17 protein-coding genes are annotated in these 17896 nt (G+C 45.9%); 6 read left to right on the top strand and 11 right to left on the bottom strand.

All coding sequences use genetic code 11. From position 1 onward, the window contains the following. Positions 1-16: 16 nt before the first annotated feature. Entirely contained in the window at positions 17-3082 is a 3066-nt protein-coding gene (locus D2V93_RS05250) for a SusC/RagA family TonB-linked outer membrane protein (protein WP_182849946.1), read from the bottom strand. Between the two features lie 22 nt (positions 3083-3104). Next, positions 3105-4358 carry a M14 family metallopeptidase gene (locus D2V93_RS05245; RefSeq protein ID WP_119618690.1) on the bottom strand — a complete coding sequence of 418 codons (1254 nt, stop codon included), beginning with the start codon at positions 4356-4358 and terminating at the stop codon, positions 3105-3107. Positions 4359-4445: 87 nt separating this feature from the next. Between D2V93_RS05245 and pdxR the strand changes: the two genes are divergently transcribed. Beyond that, positions 4446-5930 carry a MocR-like pyridoxine biosynthesis transcription factor PdxR gene (gene pdxR / locus D2V93_RS05240; protein WP_119618689.1) on the top strand — a complete coding sequence of 495 codons (1485 nt, stop codon included), beginning with the start codon at positions 4446-4448 and terminating at the stop codon, positions 5928-5930. A 23-nt stretch (positions 5931-5953) separates the two neighbouring features. On the opposite strand, the gene D2V93_RS05235 is transcribed toward pdxR, so the two are convergent. From D2V93_RS05235 to D2V93_RS05210, 6 genes are all read right to left on the bottom strand, one after another. After that, the gene (locus tag D2V93_RS05235) at positions 5954-6550 is read right to left on the bottom strand and encodes a hypothetical protein (RefSeq protein ID WP_119618688.1); all 597 of its coding nucleotides are present in this window, start codon (positions 6548-6550) and stop codon (positions 5954-5956) included. A 202-nt stretch (positions 6551-6752) separates the two neighbouring features. Next, a complete protein-coding gene (locus tag D2V93_RS05230; protein ID WP_072877158.1) occupies positions 6753-7028 on the bottom strand; it encodes an ATP-dependent Clp protease adaptor ClpS in 276 nt (91 codons plus the stop codon). Positions 7029-7050: 22 nt separating this feature from the next. Beyond that, positions 7051-7884, bottom strand: coding sequence for a 50S ribosomal protein L11 methyltransferase (gene prmA / locus D2V93_RS05225; protein WP_119618687.1), 834 nt, complete (start codon positions 7882-7884; stop codon positions 7051-7053). Between the two features lie 9 nt (positions 7885-7893). Beyond that, complete coding sequence (gene tpiA, locus D2V93_RS05220; RefSeq protein ID WP_119618686.1) at positions 7894-8643, bottom strand: triose-phosphate isomerase; 750 nt, start codon at positions 8641-8643, stop codon at positions 7894-7896. A gap of 121 nt (positions 8644-8764) precedes the next feature. Continuing rightward, the gene (locus D2V93_RS05215) at positions 8765-9859 is read right to left on the bottom strand and encodes a BT_3928 family protein (RefSeq protein WP_119618685.1); all 1095 of its coding nucleotides are present in this window, start codon (positions 9857-9859) and stop codon (positions 8765-8767) included. A gap of 175 nt (positions 9860-10034) precedes the next feature. Further along, positions 10035-10610, bottom strand: a complete 576-nt coding sequence (locus D2V93_RS05210; RefSeq protein ID WP_119618684.1) for a DUF1599 domain-containing protein — start codon at positions 10608-10610, stop codon at positions 10035-10037. Positions 10611-10822: 212 nt separating this feature from the next. Between D2V93_RS05210 and folP the strand changes: the two genes are divergently transcribed. Genes folP through D2V93_RS05195 form a run of 3 tightly spaced genes read left to right on the top strand, consistent with a single transcriptional unit; the run spans position 10823 to position 13268 of the window. After that, positions 10823-11656: a dihydropteroate synthase gene (folP, locus tag D2V93_RS05205; protein WP_119618683.1), complete on the top strand. Its 834-nt coding sequence runs from the start codon at positions 10823-10825 to the stop codon at positions 11654-11656. A 44-nt stretch (positions 11657-11700) separates the two neighbouring features. Next, positions 11701-12486, top strand: a complete 786-nt coding sequence (gene cdaA / locus D2V93_RS05200) for a diadenylate cyclase CdaA (RefSeq protein WP_119618682.1) — start codon at positions 11701-11703, stop codon at positions 12484-12486. Positions 12487-12488: 2 nt separating this feature from the next. Then, positions 12489-13268, top strand: coding sequence for a DUF3667 domain-containing protein (locus D2V93_RS05195; RefSeq protein WP_119618681.1), 780 nt, complete (start codon positions 12489-12491; stop codon positions 13266-13268). Here the strand turns inward: D2V93_RS05195 and D2V93_RS05190 are convergent. Both D2V93_RS05190 and truA read right to left on the bottom strand, forming a co-directional pair. After that, positions 13265-15037 carry an ABC transporter ATP-binding protein gene (locus tag D2V93_RS05190; protein ID WP_119618680.1) on the bottom strand — a complete coding sequence of 591 codons (1773 nt, stop codon included), beginning with the start codon at positions 15035-15037 and terminating at the stop codon, positions 13265-13267. The two genes, D2V93_RS05195 and D2V93_RS05190, sit on opposite strands and share 4 nt — an antisense overlap. Further along, on the bottom strand, positions 15021-15776 hold the full coding sequence (truA, locus tag D2V93_RS05185; protein ID WP_119618679.1) for a tRNA pseudouridine(38-40) synthase TruA: 756 nt from the start codon (positions 15774-15776) through the stop codon (positions 15021-15023). The genes D2V93_RS05190 and truA overlap by 17 nt, the downstream gene beginning before the upstream one ends. A gap of 88 nt (positions 15777-15864) precedes the next feature. On the opposite strand from truA, the gene D2V93_RS05180 reads away from it, so the two are divergent. Then, entirely contained in the window at positions 15865-16359 is a 495-nt protein-coding gene (locus tag D2V93_RS05180; RefSeq protein WP_072877135.1) for a metallophosphoesterase family protein, read from the top strand. 3 nt (positions 16360-16362) lie between these two features. Then, on the top strand, positions 16363-17322 hold the full coding sequence (locus D2V93_RS05175) for an MBL fold metallo-hydrolase (protein ID WP_119618678.1): 960 nt from the start codon (positions 16363-16365) through the stop codon (positions 17320-17322). Between the two features lie 85 nt (positions 17323-17407). Here the strand turns inward: D2V93_RS05175 and D2V93_RS05170 are convergent, their stop codons facing one another. Beyond that, positions 17408-17818, bottom strand: coding sequence for a DUF4293 domain-containing protein (locus tag D2V93_RS05170; RefSeq protein ID WP_119618677.1), 411 nt, complete (start codon positions 17816-17818; stop codon positions 17408-17410). Positions 17819-17896: the final 78 nt, after the last annotated feature.

Genomic DNA, 17896 nt, shown 5'->3' with positions numbered 1-17896 from the left:
GATACTTTTTGATTCGTTAAAATGTTACCGATACTCCAAAAGCAAACCTCTTCGTGGAGGGCACCGTACTGTCCCCTTCCAGACCATCACTCTCTGGGTCATAGTTCACATATTTGGGAAAATTTGGGGCACGGTACCACAGGTTCCTGCCCGAAAGGGTAAAATCAATTCTTTGAAATGGAAGCCGTTCTCCCTTTTTTGGGCTAAGGGTATACCCCAGTGCAACTTCCCTCAAACGGAATATGGAGGTGTCCCACATGGCCAGATCGTTGGCGTTGTAATAATTGGAAAAACCGACCCTTCCGCTATTGAGTTGAATGGTGTTGGGAATCTGGTCGCCATTGGCATCCAGCAATAGCTCGCCCGTTTCATCATCGGCCAAATAACCAGGAATGATGAAGGAGCCTTCCCTATCCTCAGTCTCTTTGGCCACACCGCGTTGCAACATATTTGCCACACTACTGGAATAGATCTCCCCGCCATGAGTGTATTCCAACTGGGCAGATATTGAAAACTTCTTGATTCCTATAGTGTTGATGGTCGTCAACCGCCAATCGGGATTGGGATCTCCGATGACCTTGGTCTCCAGACCTATATCGCTGCTCGTGATCACTTCCCCCACCCGGGTTGACGAACCATTGCCACTGATCAGCAGGTTGCCATTTTCGTCCCGAAGGGCATAATCCCCTTTGATGACCCCAAAGGGTTGACCTTCCACTGCGAAGCGATCTTCTGTAATATTGATATCTGCCCGAGTGGGCGTGGTCTCCACCACAAGCGATTCATCCGCCGTAAAAATATTCCGGAGGTTCCAACGAAAATTTTTCCCTCTGAACATATCGATTCCCAAATCAACTTCCACCCCTTCGTTGTCTATCCTCCCCAAATTGATGTATTGATCGTCATAACCTGTAGAGGGGGCCAAGGGAGACTCCACGATCTGGTCCTTGGAGACCCGTATATAGGCAGACGCTTCCAAACTGACCCTGTTATGGAACAGCTTGGCCTCCATTCCCACCTCCACTTCCTTGTGAAGCTCTGGTTTGAGGTTCAAGTTGGCATATCGGGTGCTGTACCTGTTGGTGATCGGGTATGTTCCATCAGCCGCAGCAAAACGCAACGGATCTATGATCAAGGTACTCCTGGTCCTGTAGGGTGCCGGATAACCCGATGATGTAGCATAAGCATATCTGAATTTCAAATAATTGATTGTATTTCCCCCAAAGTTGAGGGCGGAAGTAGGAATGAATGAAAAGGATGCACCGGGGTAGAACAAAGAACGATTGTCCAGTTCCACCGTGCTACCCCAATCGTTCCTTCCTGAAAATGTGGCATACAGGTAATTCTTGTAGGCAAATTGAAGTTGGGCAAAGGCTCCGGCCAAATTCTCTTCTGTGTGGGTGTAGCTGGCCTCGGTTGTGGTAAAATTGCTCGGCCTCAAGAAGCCGTACACAATCTGTCCGTCAGAACTGGTGGAATTCCCGGTGTAGCGTGTCAACTGGGAGTTCATACCCAATTGGGCCTCTAGGTTGAAGTTTTTGAACAGGTCCTTATTATAGCCAAGCAAAGCTGTTTGGTTGATGATGACCTCCTTGCTGTCTCCAAGATTCAAATAGCCATTCCTAAAGCTATCGTCACTATATCCTCCCTTATTGGAGTAATCAAAACCCATGTAGGTCTCGCTGTCAAAACCCACACGATAGGTCAAGTTAAGGCTCTCTGCAATCTGATAGTCTGCGGCAACATTGCCAAAAACCCTTACCTTATCATCATAATTGCCCGAGTTATGCAGTATCCAAAGGGGGTTGGTATCATTCCTGTAGTATACGGATTCGCCCGTCAACGGATTCTGGTAGGGCAGTTCGGTTAGGTCGATCCACCGGGGAAGGTGATAGACCACACTAAAAATGCTTTCGTCATTGACGAGGTTCACCTTTCGGGTGGAATAGCCGATATTGGCCGACACATTAAGTTTATCGGTGAGTTGGGCCTTTCCTCCAACGCTCAAATTGAACCGCTTGAGGTCGTTATGGTCTATGATTCCTTGTTCATCCGCATAACCTGCGGAAAGGTTGAAACCTACCTTTTCTTTCGATGCCGCAAAAGTGAAGGAATGGGTGGTTCCGATACCCATCCTGAAAATGTTCCGCACATTGTCTGGTTTGGCCGCCATCTGTACGGTGGCCCCTTCAAATTCTGGGAAGATGCTTCCCAAAGCCGCATACGGATGGGCCACTTCCCCCAAAGTGGAGAAAGCAGGGCCAAAATTGGATACGATTGTGGGATCAAACTGGACCCCTTCCAATCCATTGGAATAGGTGTTCTGAAATTCAGGGAGTTGGGATACCGTATTGGAATAAACCGTTGTGGAATAGGAGGCGGTTGTCCGTACCTCCCCTGTTCGGGCCGATCCACTCTTGGTCTGTATCAGGATGACCCCGTTCCGCCCCTCGCTTCCATAGAGCACTGATGCATTGAAACCTTTTAAGATACTGATGCTTTCGATATCATTGGGGTCGATATCGCGTAGCAATCCGTTGAAGGGTACATTGTTCACCACAATGAGTGGGGCATTGGACCCTGTCAACGAGACATTTCCCCGTATCCTGATTTCCGAAGAGGAACCCGTTTGCCCATCCGCCGGAGTAATGCTCACCCCTGCAACCTTTCCTTGCAGGGCCCTGGCCATATCGGCTTCTGGCCGTTTTTCGACTTCATCCGGCCGTACATTGGCAATGGCATACCCCAAGGCCTTTTTCGACTTCTTTATCCCCTGTGCGGTGACCACCACTTCTTGGAGTACTTCGGCATTTTCTTCCAATGTGACGTTTACGACGGTCTGTTTCCCCACTTGGATTTCTTTGGTGAGATAGCCCACATAGCTGAACTGTAGCACATCCTGTCCATCCCGTAGTGTTATGGTATAGTTGCCATCAAAGTCCGTGGTAGTGCCCACCGTGGTCCCTTTCAGGATCACACTGGCCCCTGGGAGTGGCCCATTGGCATCTGTGACGGTACCGGTTATCTGCTTTTGTGCATATACCATTCCTCCAAAAAACAGCAGGATGCATAAACATATCATCTGGGTTTTGGCCATAATCAAGCTAGTTTAAGTTAGTATTAGAGCATAAGATTTTCATCATTTCCTGGGCGGATACCCTGCCTATGGTACTTATCCGGTTCCTTGGAGTGTTGTCCCCTATTTCGTAGGTGATTCCAACGGCCCCATGCCGTTTTAAAAACCAGCCTTTTGAAACTGGTTTGGTACTGTTTCCCGAAGATTCATTGACCTTGTAATGGGGTATGTTTTCCTCCAAAGCGGAGAACCAATCCTTTTCAAAATGGGGAAGTGTGCTGCCTTCTTGGGAGGTGTTGGTATAAAAAACATCTTTATGGGTGGAATGGAAATCCAACCCCAAAAGCAGTCTTGCTCCATCTTTTTTCAATTGCTCCTCTATAAATTCCACGGTTTGGTGGATTTCCGGTTGGCGGTACTTGGACCAATCCCTATTGGTATCCACCCCTCCTGCATTGTGGCGCCAATGGCCGAGGTCCACCCCGTCTGGGTTGAGGATGGGAAAGGCCAGCACTCGATGGGTATCCAAGAACGTATTGGACAATTCTGAATCGTCCAATACGGTTTCCAAAAAGGCCTTGAATGCAAAAAATCCGGTTACCTCCGGGGGATGTTGTCGCGTCAGCAAGACAATGATAGGCTTGCTCGTCTTCCCTCCCCTATATATATCCAAAACAGGAAGTTCCCTACCCATTTTAGAGGTTCCGTAAATGTATGGCCTCACATATCCCTTACCCGATGACAGGTCATGATACCAATCCTTCACCTGTTCCGAGGTTTGCAGTTCTTGGGCCGCGATGAGGGTCGGTTGCTCATCCAAGGATAGTTCAAGTGTGACCAAGGAATCCATAATGAAGATCTTTGTGGAATCCAATATTTCCCAATCTTTGGTCGGCTTCTTGACTTTAGGGGCATATCGGTGTGCATGGCCCTGTGGATATTCCAGGGATACATACATTTTTTTTGGGGTATTTGATGCTATTTTAAAAGCGTAGTAAGGACTGCTGTTAATGGGTTCATTCTCTGGCCTGATAATGGCCTTGAGGGTACTGTCGTTCAATTTTTCGACTCCGTTCAACCGGGCACCATCAAACGTATTGTCCACAAAAAGACCATGGTCTTCCTGGAAATAAACTTGCCTTTCCTGAAATGTGATCTGCTTGTCGGAGGTATCGACCGGGGTTTCAAAATCAACTGTCCGGACACCTGAGCAACTGATTATAAGTCCTACACAAAAAATGGAAATCGGCAAAGTTCTACTGATAGGATTTGGGACTTTCATTGTGAACTTTCTGTTAAAAACCAAAAAATTAAAGGATAAACTTCTACCTTCCGCCTACCAATTCTTATCAGATAGGGCATACCAATTATGCATTTCAATATTAAAGGCATTTTAATACGAAATGGCTTATGCTTGAATGTCAACCCTCAACCTCAAATTTATATAAGTCTATACGACGCGCTCAAGAAAGCCATCCTCACGAGGTCCTTGGAACCGGGTTCCAAGCTTCCTCCTTCTAGGATTTTGGCAAAAGATCTTGCCATTTCCCGCAGTACGGTACTGAAGGCCATCGATCTATTGCTCGTGGAACGTTACATCGAATCTGTCAAAGGTTCCGGTTACTACATACTGTCTCCCAAAGACAAAAAGTTGAGGCTCAATTTTACCTTAAAGGACAAAAAGGGGAGTTATCCGTCGCTTTCGGATAAAGGAAAAGCATTCTCACAGAACATGGATTGGTCCGGGGAAAGTGCTGAAAAAGGGGTTGCCTTTAGGCCTGGTCTCCCTCCTTTGGACATATTTCCAGTACAGTTGTGGAAAAAATTGATCGGGGATTACTGGAGGCATGTAACCCCATCGGAGCTCTCCTACTCCAATACGATCGGACTTCAGTGCCTACGGGAAAATCTGGCCAACTATCTGAGAGTGTACCGGGACATCGATTGTGACCCCGATCAGATCATTGTTACCTCGGGGTCGCTGCATTCCCTGTACCTTGTGTCCAATGTGCTGTTGGAAACCCATGACGAGGTGGTGGTGGAAAACCCGACCTATCCCATGGCGCATGCCCTTTTTAAAAGTCTGGGGGCCAAAATATGTGCCAGCGATGTGGACGACCAAGGCCTAAGCATCCAGAACATCTCGTGCCAATCACCCAAATTTGTCTATACCACTCCTTCCAGCCAGTACCCCACCGGCATAAAGATGAGCATGGAGCGGAGAAAGGAACTTTTGAAATGGGCCTCGGAAAAAGAAACCTTCATTGTGGAGGATGACTATAACCATGAATTCAGCAATTGGGAAAGACCCATTGGTTCCCTATTCGGGATGGACCAGCAGGAACGGGTGATATACCTTGGCACGTTCAACAAACTGATACACCCTTCCATGCGGCTCGGGTACATGATCGTTCCCCACTACTTGTTTGACGCGGTGGTCGCACTCTATCAACAATCGAGCAGGTTTGTGTCCAGACAGAACCAAAAGGCGATGAGCACCTTCATTGAAAAAGACCATCTGAACAAACACCTCAGGAACGTTATAGACATCTCCAACGAAAGAAAGGAGGTATTCATGCACCATTTCAGAAAGGTTTTGGGACGTTACTTTCATCTGGATACCTCAAATCCAGGGCTACACCTAATAGCTCATATCACCAAAGAAGGCCTGATCGATGTCCAGTTGGAAAAGATGCTTTTGGACCACAACATTCTGGTGCATGCCCTGAGCAAATATTATGTGCACCACAATGGGGAAAACGGATTGGTCATGGGTTTTTGCTGCGTCAACCCAAAACAGATCAAGGAAAGTATCAACAAAATGGAACGGGTCATTTCCCATCTTTTAGGTTGATGGACCAACTAATAAAAACAGCACTACCTGCTCAGGGAGTCCAATACCGACAATGCCTGTTTCAGCTCCGACTGAAGACGTACATTTTCTTGCAAATACTGTTCCTGTAGTAGTTCCATTTTTCGTTTAAATTCGTCCGCGGGTACATATTCGGGCTCTAGAAAGGTTTCCTTGAAAATGCTGATCACGGTGAAGAGAAAGCTCATGGCTATGGCAGAGATAAGGACCATGAGCAGTGTCTTTTCCTTTTTCAAGCTGGGTGCCTTGAACAGTTTGTTCTGCGTGTTGGACGGCTTTCGTGTGCTGGACAGCTGATCTAGGAACACATCCCACTTTTCCTCTTCCTTTACATACATGTCCATGAACCCGCCATCTTCCAAAAAATCTTCCGTGGAGGAAGTGGAGGCGAGCATAAAAATGTCCATGCCGTTGCCGCTCATCACATCCAATAGACTGGGGTCGTATTCCAGTATTTCCCGCACCAATCTTTCCACATACTGCAAACTGTAATTTGGACGGAGAAATTCATCGTAGAGCGTCTGTATCTCAAAATAATCACTACGGTCCAAGGCATATTCCAAAAAACGGTCTTTCAGTTCTGCCTTAAAAAATTCGCTCATGCTTCAGGAAAGAGGGTTAACGGTTCTTACTTTTTGGTTGTTGGTAAATTTACAATATGCAAACTCTTCCCATCTTTGATTTTTGTGATGGATCCATACTTTTTTTGACATTTCATCTTCTGCCATCAAAAGGGTCGTTTGCAACCATCATGCGACACAAAAAGGTAGGTTCAAAAAGGGATTGGGGGGAGGCTGGGAAGGACTACACGATCTCTGCGCTCAGCCCTGCTTCCAAAAGTTGGGTGCATTTGGGTTTCAGATAAGAATACTCCCCGGTCTTTACCGTGCATTTTCCGTTGTAGTGCACAATCAGGGAACACTGCTCGGCTTGTTCGGGCGTATGTTCGCACACGTTGATCAAGGTCTCTATGACATGGTCAAAGGTGTTGACATTGTCATTGAAAAGTACAATCTCGTTCTGGTTTACCGTCTCTTCCTCTAGAAGGACATCCTCAAGCTGTTTTTCCCTTGTGCCCATGTTCTGTGGAGTTTATGCTTTTCTAATTTACATATTTTGCTGAAATCCAGTTGTCCTTCTCCAATTTTTTTTCAAATTCCAAACCATGCGCCTTACATTTTGAAGAAATGGCATCCAAATCCTCCAAATAGAAGCCACTCAAAAAAAGATTGCCTCCTTTTCGGAGACATTGCGCATAGATCGGGATGTCTTCCAACAGAATGTTCCTGTTGATGTTGGCCAGGATGACATCGTATTTCCTTCCGTCCAACAGGGTACTGTCACCTTGAAAAACGGCAATATCTGCACAATCGTTCCTTTCCACATTCTCCTTGCTGTTCAAAAAGCACCATTCATCAATATCGATGGCATCCACGGGGCCTGCACCACGTTTCTTGGCAAGAATGGCCAATACCCCGGTGCCACAGCCCATGTCCAGAACAGATTTTCCTTCAAAATCGGCATCCAGGATATGTTGCAACATCATGTAGGTGGTTTGATGGTGTCCAGTACCAAAACTCATTTTAGGTTCGATGACAATATCGTATTCCACGGCCTCGGCCTCATGGAAAGGGGCCCGGACCATGCACCTATCCCCCACTTTGATGGGATGGAAATTCTTTTCCCATTCGGCGTTCCAATTTTTCTGTTCAATTTCCGTATGGGTCCATGAAATTTCGAAATCGGGATGCTGCAATATGAAAAAATCGTCCAAAAGACCTTCTTTCCATTCCGATTTGAGGATATAGGCCAACAATCCAGTCTCGTTTTCCACAAAACTCTCAAAACCCACTTCACCCAACTCGGCAATCAGGATATCGGTTGCCGGTTGAGCTGGGTTTACCTTAAAATCGTATTCAATATAAATCAACGCCATGCAGAAAAATTAGATGGCCTCGATGATGGCCACAAAGTCCGATGCCACCAATGATGCTCCTCCGATCAGTCCGCCATCCACATCGGGCTTGGAGAAAATCTCAGCGGCATTGCTTGGTTTCACACTGCCTCCATAAAGGATGGAGACCCCATCGGCCACGGCCGAACCAAAGGCATCCGAAATGGTCTTTCTGATGAAGGCATGCATTTCCTGTGCCTGTTCCGGGCTTGCCGTCTCCCCTGTTCCTATCGCCCAAACGGGTTCATAGGCCAGAATGATATTCTTCCATGCACTGGCATCCAAATTGAACAGGGCATTTTTCAATTGGCTTTCCACCAAAGCAAAATGCTTGTCCGCTTTTCTGTCCTCCAATTCTTCACCGAAACAGAAAATGACCTTCAATCCTTTATCCACGGCCGTCTTCACTTTCTTGGCCAAAAGCGCATCGTCTTCACCAAAATAGGCACGTCTTTCCGAATGGCCCAGAATAACGATATCCACATCGATGCCCAAGAGCATATCTGCAGAAATCTCCCCAGTGTAGGCACCGCTCTCCGCAAAATGCATGTTCTGCGCAGCCACTTTTATGGTAGATGATTGAAGTGCAGCATTTGCCGCTGCTAAGTTCACAAATGTAGGGGCCACGATCACTTCGGCTTTGGTATCCGGCAATTTGGCCGAAAGCTCGGTAAGCAAAGCTTCGGTCTCTTTGAGGTTATTGTTCATTTTCCAGTTGCCTGCCACAATTTTTGTTCTCATGTGTTGTATTATTATGTTACTCTGTTATTATGTTCAATGTTTATGGTTTCAAGTTTTTGGTTTTTGGTGCTTGATGTTCGGTATTTCCCTGATACGAATTGCCCCTCGATTTCAATAAACCCTAAAACTCAAGTTGATCAATATCGTTGTAATGCGCCTTTTGTTGGATAGTCCCTTTCTTGAGCACCAATAGGGCCGGGTTGGAACGCACAATGGTCTTCAAGGTCGTTTCATCGGTAAAGTAAAAATCGAATTCCAGACCGTATTGGCTCTTTATCCTGTTCGCCAAATCTGCACTGGAGGCCGACATCCCAATTACCCTGTATCCGCTTTCCTGGGCCTTTTTTGTCGCTTTTGCCACTTCCGCAAAGGCATCATAGTTGCTTTTGGCCAAGTCGTACGCAATCACCATGACCAGTTTTTCCTCGTTCAAAAGTTCGGCCGCAAAATCCTCCCCATCCTTTTCAATCGTAAAATCATGGACAGGCGGTTCATAGCCTTTTTGGATCATGGTCGTTTCCACATCGACGAATTCCCCATCCACCGAAGGGTAATCCCCATTGGTCACCACGATTTTATCCTCTCCTCCTATCTTGAAACGCCATGCGTATTCATAAATGGGTTCCGGAGCTCCTTCGGGAACCGTCATACCTTCCTCTATGTTCGCCCCTATCTTGTAGGGCCGAAAATCCACGGAAGGCAAGTGGTTCAGCACATGGTTGGCAAAGAGGATGCAGGCCACTAGGGCCACTCCCCCCACAATCCAATTGGTCTTGGTATTGAAAAGGGGGGTGATGTATTTTCTTCCGAAGAACAACACCAAGATCAACACCAACAGGATCACATCTTTGGTGAAGGATTCCCAGGGGGTCAACTTTACGGCATCGCCAAAACACCCGCAATCGGTCACCTTGTTGAAATAGGCAGAGTAAAAGGTGAGGAAGGTGAAGAACACGATCATCAACAAAAGGCTCCAAACCGTAAACTTGGGTTTAAAACCGATCAGCAACAACACACCCAAAATCACTTCCACGATGACCACAAAAATGGAAATGCCCAAGGCCATCGGCATCAGGAAAGGCAAGTTCAATACCCCGGTACTAAAATATTCTTCCAATTTGAACGAAAATCCCATAGGATCGTTCAGCTTGATCAAACCACTGATAATAAAGAGTATCCCAACGATGACCCTTGAAATCCAAACTAAATATTTCATATTATCTTATCATAAATTTCCAAAGTTCCATGTTGGTCTGACACGCCTGTCTGCCGCAGGCAGGAATTTCACTAATTTTCACCAATGCATCCTCAGCTATGGATAAAGTATGCGCTTGGCAATAACCCATCTTACTTTGTTCTTGTATCTTTTCTCTTAAATCCAAATACCTTCATCATGCTTTGTGATTTGGAATTTGTGATTTGAAATTTGTATCCCCATTAAGATGAATCAATGCAAACACAGCATAGTTGACCATATCCTGATAGTTGGCATCCACTCCCTCGCTCACCAAAGTGCTGCCTTTATTGTCCTCAATTTGCTTCACCCGGAGCACTTTCTGTAAAATCAAATCCGTCAATGAACTCACGCGCATGTCCCGCCATGCCTCACCATAATCGTGGTTTTTGTCTTCCATCAGTTTCTTGGTAATGGCCACCTCCTCATCATACAGTTCAATGGCCTCCTTTGCTGAAAGGTCGGGTTGCTCCACCACTCCCTTTTTGATCTGGATAAGCGCCATGAGGGAGTAATTGATGATCCCGATAAATTCGGACCGTTCATCCTCATCCACCTTCCGCACCGCGTTCTGCTGCAGGCTTCGGATGCGCTGTGCCTTTATAAAGATCTGATCGGTAAGGGATGGGAGCCGCAAAATCCGCCAAGCGGTACCATAATCTTGGGCCTTTTTCAGGAACAATTCTCTACAGGTATGTATCACTGCATCGTATTGTTGGGATGTCTGCTGCATGTATTGTTGCTAATTTGCGTAAATTTCGTCCAATTGTAATGCGGATGCCCAAAAAGTCGGTTTTCGTCAACCTGAACTTGATTCAGGTTCTCACAATATATTGTTTATCAACATGATGGGATTCTGAAATAAATTCAGAATGACGACTTTCAATATTTTTTGGGCAACCTCCTTGCCAAAGATAATGAAACCCAACAAAGCAGGTATTTTTTATGACCATAAACTGTAAAGGTGAGCTGATAGATTTGACCGTTCCCAAAGTGATGGGCATCCTTAACCTTACTCCTGATTCTTTTTTTGATGGGGGGAAATACAAAGATGGCCCTTCCATCCTGAAAAGGGTTGAGGAAATGCTTCGTGAGGGCGCCAATTTTATCGATATCGGGGCCTACAGTTCCAGGCCGGGTGCCGAACATGTTCCCGAAGATGAGGAACTGAAACGGATCATCCCCATTGTGGACCTGATCTTGGAACATTTCCCCAAAACGTTGATTTCCATTGACACGTTTAGGAGCAAGGTTGCCTCGGTAAGCATCGATCATGGTGCTGCCATGATCAACGACATTGCAGCGGGCAATCTGGACCCGGAAATGCTCCCAACGGTGGCCAAACATCAGGTGCCCTACATTATGATGCATATGAAGGGTACTCCCCAGTCCATGCAAAAAGAAGCTTCCTACAATGACCTCGTCAAAGACCTCCGAATGTATTTCTCCCAAAAAGTACAGCAGGCCACATCCTTGAAAATCAACGACATTATCATAGACCCAGGTTTTGGTTTTGCCAAGACCACGGGGCAGAACTACACCCTTCTGAGCCATCTGGACCAGTTCCAGACCTTTGGGCTGCCCATTCTGATCGGTCTGAGCCGAAAATCCATGATCTACAAGGTTTTGGAAAGCACGCCCCAAGAGGCACTGAACGGCACCACGGCCCTGCATACCATTGCCTTGCTGAAAGGGGCCAATATTATCAGGGCGCACGATGTAAAAGAGGCCGTGGAATGTATTAAACTTGTGGAAGCCTTAAAAGCGAACGCACTCTGATTTATGGTTCTTCTATTTTTGCTAATTTTACAAAAACACTGCGGTTGGATTTTCTAAATTTTCTCGATTTCAAGATTACGGATATTATCGACATTGTCCTTGTGGCCGCATTGCTCTACTACATCTATAAACTGGTCAAGGGCACCGTGGCAATCAATATTTTTATCGGTATTGTGATTGTTTGGGCCTTGTGGAAACTGACCGAGTTGCTCCAGATGAAAATGATCAGCAGTATGGTGGGCGGTTTTATGAACATTGGACTGATTGCACTCATCATCGTATTCCAACAAGAGATTCGCAAATTTTTGCTGATGGTGGGCTCCACCAATTTTGCGACCAAACGGAATTTCCTCAGGTATTTTAAGTTCCTCAAGCAGGAAACGATATCCACCACCACCAACGTGGAGGCCATCATTGGGGCCTGTGAGCGTATGGGCAGCACCAAAACGGGCGCCCTTATCGTCATTGAACGGAACAACTCCCTGGATTTTGTCAAATCGTCGGGGGATGCCATGAACATAATGGTCACCCAGCCCATTTTGGAGAGCATTTTCTTCAAGAACAGTCCTTTGCACGATGGGGCCATTGTGGTGCAGGACAATTTTATAACGGCCACAAGGGTGATCCTTCCCGTTTCCAACGATCGGAGCATTCCGCTCCGTTTTGGCCTGAGACACCGGGCCGCGGTCGGAATCACGGAGAAGACGGATGCCGTCTGTCTGGTGGTCAGTGAGGAAACGGGATCTATCTCCTATATCAAAAATGGTGAATTTGTTCCCTTCAAGGGGGCGGAAGAGCTCATCAAGCTCATCAAAAAGGACCTGGACTAAGCATGAAATGTAAAAACTGTGACGACAACCTGAGGACCGACTACCTCTACTGCCCCAATTGTGGAGGAAAAGTGATCCGCAACAGGATCACCATCAAAAATCTTTGGGTGGACATCATGGACAGGTATTTCAATTTGGACAATACCTTCATCAAAACCTTTGTACACCTTTTCACCAAACCTGAAAGCGTGATCGAGGGCTACCTACAGGGCCAACGGAGAAAATACCTGAACCCGATCAGTTATTTGGGGATTGCTATTACCCTTTCCGGGTTCATTGTTTATATGATGACCCGATCTTTGGGAAGCATGGATTTTGATTTTCTTGATATAGGGGCACAGACGGTCTATCAAGAAAAAATGATGGGTTTTATTTTGGATTTCCAAGCATTGATCTTCATCCTTTTCATTCCTTTAATGGCAATTGCTGGCTGGTTGTGCTTTGATGAGAAAAAATACAATTTTGCCGAGAGGACCACTATCTTTATGTACACATTGGCCCATTTCAGCCTGTTCAGCTTCATCCCTTCTCTCTTGGTCTTAGCATTTGTGCCACAATTTTATCTTTCCTATTCCTTGATTGGCTCATTGTCCATGTTGGTCTATGCCGGATATGTAGTGAAGCGGATTTCCTCATCAAAAGGCATAGCATTGGTGGCCCGAATCATATTGTTCTTTTTTTTGACAGGGATACTTTATTTTATGTTGTCCGCCTTGTTTCCCATAATCATGTTGCTCACTGGTGAGTTGACTTTGGAAGATTTTCGGCCCATAAAAGATTAAGCCACTTCCTCGGCCAAAAATTGTGCAGTATAGAGATCGTTGTAATACCCCCCATTTTTTAGGAGCTCTTGGTGCGTTCCGATCTCCACGATCTCACCCCCATCCATCACAATGATCTTGTCCGCCTTTTTGATGGTCGCCAAACGGTGCGCAATGATGATGGAAGTCCTTCCTTCCGTGATCTTGTCCGTGGCCCGTTGGATCAATTGCTCGGAATAGGTGTCCACAGAAGATGTGGCCTCATCCAAGATCAGGATACTGGGATTGCTCACATAGGCCCGCAAAAAGGCGATCAACTGTCGCTGGCCACTGGAAAGCATGGTTCCGCGCTCCTTCACATTGTATTGGTATCCGCCGGGTAGGCTCGATATAAACTCGTGCACCCCAATTTGCTTGGCAGCAGCCTCAATATGGGCAATGGTAACGTTCCCGTCCCGAAGCGAAATGTTGTTGGCAATGGTATCTGCAAAAAGGAAAACATCCTGCAACACAATGGCTATGTGCGACCTCAGGGACCGCAGTGTATAATCCCTTACATTGACCCCGTCCACCAATATCTGTCCGGAATCGATCTCATAAAAACGGTTGAGCAGGTTGATGATGGTAGATTTTCCGGCCCCAGTGGCACCAACAATGGCAACGGTCTCTCCTGCTTTCACTTGGAACGAGATTCCGTGGAGCACCTCTTCATCCTTGACATAGCTGAACCTTACATCCTTGAACTCAATATCTCCCCTGACATGTTCCCTTTCCTGTGTTCCTTCATCGGCAATGTGACTATTGGTGTCCAGTATCTGGAACACTCTATTGGCGGCCACCATCCCCATTTGAAGGGTATTGAACTTATCCGCAATCTGTCGCAGTGGACGGAAAAGAAGATCCATCAAGAAAAAGAAGGCAATTATGGCCCCTTTGTTGTCCAACCCAACATTCTGTATGTTCTGGATCAATCCAAAATAGACCACCAAACCGATGCCGATGGAGTTCGCAATTTCCGCAATGGGAAAAAATATGGAGTTGTACCACACGGTCTTCAACCAAGCATTTTGGTGTTTTTCGTTGATGACCCTGAATTTTTCCTTCTCGATCTCCTCCCTATTGAACAATTGGACAATCTTCATTCCTGCGATGCGTTCCTGTACAAAAGAATTAAGGTTGGCCACCTGCGCACGCACTTCCACAAAAGCCACTTTCATGGCTTGCTGGAACAGTCGCGTAGCAATAAGAATGATCGGCATAATGGCAAACACGATCAATGCCAATTTCCAATTGATGACCACCATGATGATGGCGGCGGACAACATTTTCAGGACATCGGCCACAATCATAAAAAATCCTTGGCTGAAAATCTCACCGATACGTTGCATATCCGCAACGGCCCTGGTGACCAAAACCCCGATGGACGAATTGTCAAAAAAGGTCATCTTAAAGCTGGTCATCTTTTCAAAAAGACTGATTCGGATGTCCCGGATGACCGATTCGCCCAACAAGTTCGCATAATAATTGAACAACAACTGGGTGGTCACCTGTCCAATCAAAAAAGTCAACATCAACAAAACATTGTTGAGCAGTTGCCCTGCATCCTTGCTTTCCAGTGATTGGTTGATGATATTTTTTACCAACAACGGTATTACAATGGCAAATGCAGCGGAAAGAATGGCCACAATGGCCACCAACCAAAAGATGCCCCTGTAGGGCCTAGTTCGCGAAAAAACACGCTTGAACAGTCGAAAATCAAACGCTTTTCCTACATCATCCTTTTTGCTCATCAAATAATTCTTTTGGATATAAAACCTTGGTCAAATATAAACCTTTTGCAGGGACGGAGACACCTGCCTCCCCCCTATCCTTGCTTGCCAATATGGCATCAATATCCCCGAGGGCCGTTTTTCCCATACCCACGTCCAATAGGGTACCCACAATGGCCCGGACCATGTTCCTCAAAAATCGGTCGGCCGTGATGGTAAATACCCACTTGTCCTCCTGGGCCTCCCAAACTGCATGGCGAACATCGCAATTGAACGTCCCCACATCGGTATTGGACTTGGAAAAACATTCAAAATCCGTATAGGCAAGCAGCTTCAGGGCCGCTTGGTTCATGACGTCCATATCCAAAGGATATGTCACGATGTGGGCAAGGTCAAAATAGAACGGATTCTTTTCCCGCACCAACCAATATTCATAAGAGCGCTCCACGGCATCAAACCGGGCATGGGCCTCGGTCACCATCCGATGGATGTCCTGGACCGCAATGTCCTCTGGAAGGAAGGCATTCAGGCGGTACACCAACTGTGCCGTATCTTCAATAAGGTCAAAATCAAAATGGGCGAACATTTCCTTGGCGTGCACTCCGGCATCGGTCCTTCCTGCCCCTACGACCTCTACTTTTTGCCGCAGAAGGGTGGACAGGGCTTTTTCCAATACCTCTTGCACGGTTATGGCATTGGGTTGGTTCTGCCATCCGTGGTATGCTTTCCCGAAATAGGAAAATTGGATAAAATATCTCAATGGAATCCCTTACTTTTAAGTCAATAAAGATAGTCCAAACCTTTCCAACACAAATCCCGCCTTCTTTTTTTAGCATATTTTTAGCGTTATGACCAAGATTTTATTGCTTTCCGACACCCATGGCCACATAGACAAGACCATTTTAAAATATGCTGCCCAGGCCGATGAAATCTGGCATGCCGGGGACATAGGCAACCTTGGGGTGATGGATGCCTTGATGGCCGTAAAGCCATTACGGGCCGTACATGGAAACATCGACGACCATATCATTCAAAAAGAATATCCGGAGAACAACAGGTTCATGTGTGAGGGTGTGGATGTCTGGATCACCCATATTGGGGGCTATCCCGGCAGCTACAATGTCAGGGTAAGGGATGAGATCAGACAGCATCCACCAAAACTTTTTATTTGTGGGCACTCCCACATCCTGAAGGTGATGTACGACAAAAAACTGGGGCTGCTCCACATGAACCCAGGTGCTTGTGGCAAACACGGGTTCCACCAGGTACGAACCATGCTACGGTTTGTGGTGGATGGGGATAAAATTTCGGATTTGGAAGTCATTGAATTGGGAAAAAGATAGGAAATGAGAACATATATACTTGCATTGATCTTGATTTTAACCTCTTGCAAGGAGAAACCCGCAGGAAAGTTGGACCAAAATTCACCCCTCGAAGCACAAAGTGTTGTTACCCTTCACATTTTGGGGACCGTACAAGATGGAGGGAGTCCGCATATTGGCTGCAAGAAATCGTGCTGTGCAGACTTGTTCAACAATCCTGACAGTGACCGCAAGGTGGTATCCTTGGGCCTTGTGGACCATGAAATCAACAAGAGTTATCTTTTTGAGGCCACACCGTACATCACCTCCCAAATGAAACTTTTAAAAGAGTTCTCTGGCAGCATCGATGAAACGCCTTCCGGTATTTTTATGACCCATGCACATATTGGACATTATTCCGGTCTCATGTATTTGGGAAGGGAAGCCTTGGGAGCCAAAGGAGTCCCCGTATATGCCATGCCCAAAATGCAGGCCTTTTTGGAAAGCAATGGGCCATGGGACCAATTGGTTGCCTTGGACAATATTGAAATCCGCCCATTAGAAAACGAAAGGCCAATTGCACTTTCCAAAAATATAGTGGTAACGCCGTTTATAGTACCGCATCGGGATGAATATTCCGAAACGGTCGGATTCAAAATTGCGGGACCCAATAAATCCGTTCTTTTTATCCCTGATATTGATAAGTGGTCCCGATGGGAAAAGGATATTGTTGCCGAAATCAAAAATGTGGACCTTGCTTTTTTAGATGCCACCTTTTTTGATGGGGATGAGATCAACACCCGTAATATAAGTGAAATTCCGCATCCTTTTGTTGTGGAAAGCATAAAGCTATTCCAGTCCTTGCCCGATGATGAAAGATCAAAAATCCATTTTATTCATTTCAACCATACCAATCCTCTTTTGATCAATAATAGCGGCCAACAACAGATAGTATTGGACAAAGGCTTCAACATTGCCACATTCAATCAAGGATTTGCACTTTAGACCATGAATTCAATATGCATCAAAAACAAAAATCCCGACCAAGAGGCCGGGATTCTTTCGCACTAATACTACTAAGATGTTAGGTTCAACGTAAGCGATCAACAGATTTTACAAGATCTTCATCCTTTTTGATAGCCCTGTTGGCCAGGACCAGAAAAACGATAGAAAATACAGGAATCAGCATCCCAATACCCTTCTCAGAAACCACAGCTTCTCCGGATAAGCTTAGCGATCGATAAACGAAAAATCCTAGTAAAAAAAGGTTCAATATGATGTTCAATCTGTTCACCACAAATTGATTTTGTCTTTTCTTGTACAGCAAAATGGCAATAACGGCCAAAACCGCTGAAGCATAAAAGGCCACACTCACCAAAATTTCATTTTGGGCATACACCTCTTTGCCCCCCACTTCGACCCAAAGGTTCAGAAAAAAGGGAAGCACGCCTGTAATCAGGGCCACTATCACCAAATAAAACGTCTGAATCCGTTGAATCATTGCAAAAATCGATTTCAAAACGCAAAAATAACTGTCTTTTTGATAAATAGACGCTTATTCTTAAAAAATAATTTGTAT

This window comes from Flagellimonas taeanensis (assembly GCF_003584105.1).
In the GTDB taxonomy this organism is placed as follows: Bacteria; Bacteroidota; Bacteroidia; order Flavobacteriales; family Flavobacteriaceae; genus Flagellimonas; species Flagellimonas taeanensis.
Note: the sequence above shows the minus strand (reverse complement) of the source record. Positions and strands in the feature narration are given on the sequence as shown.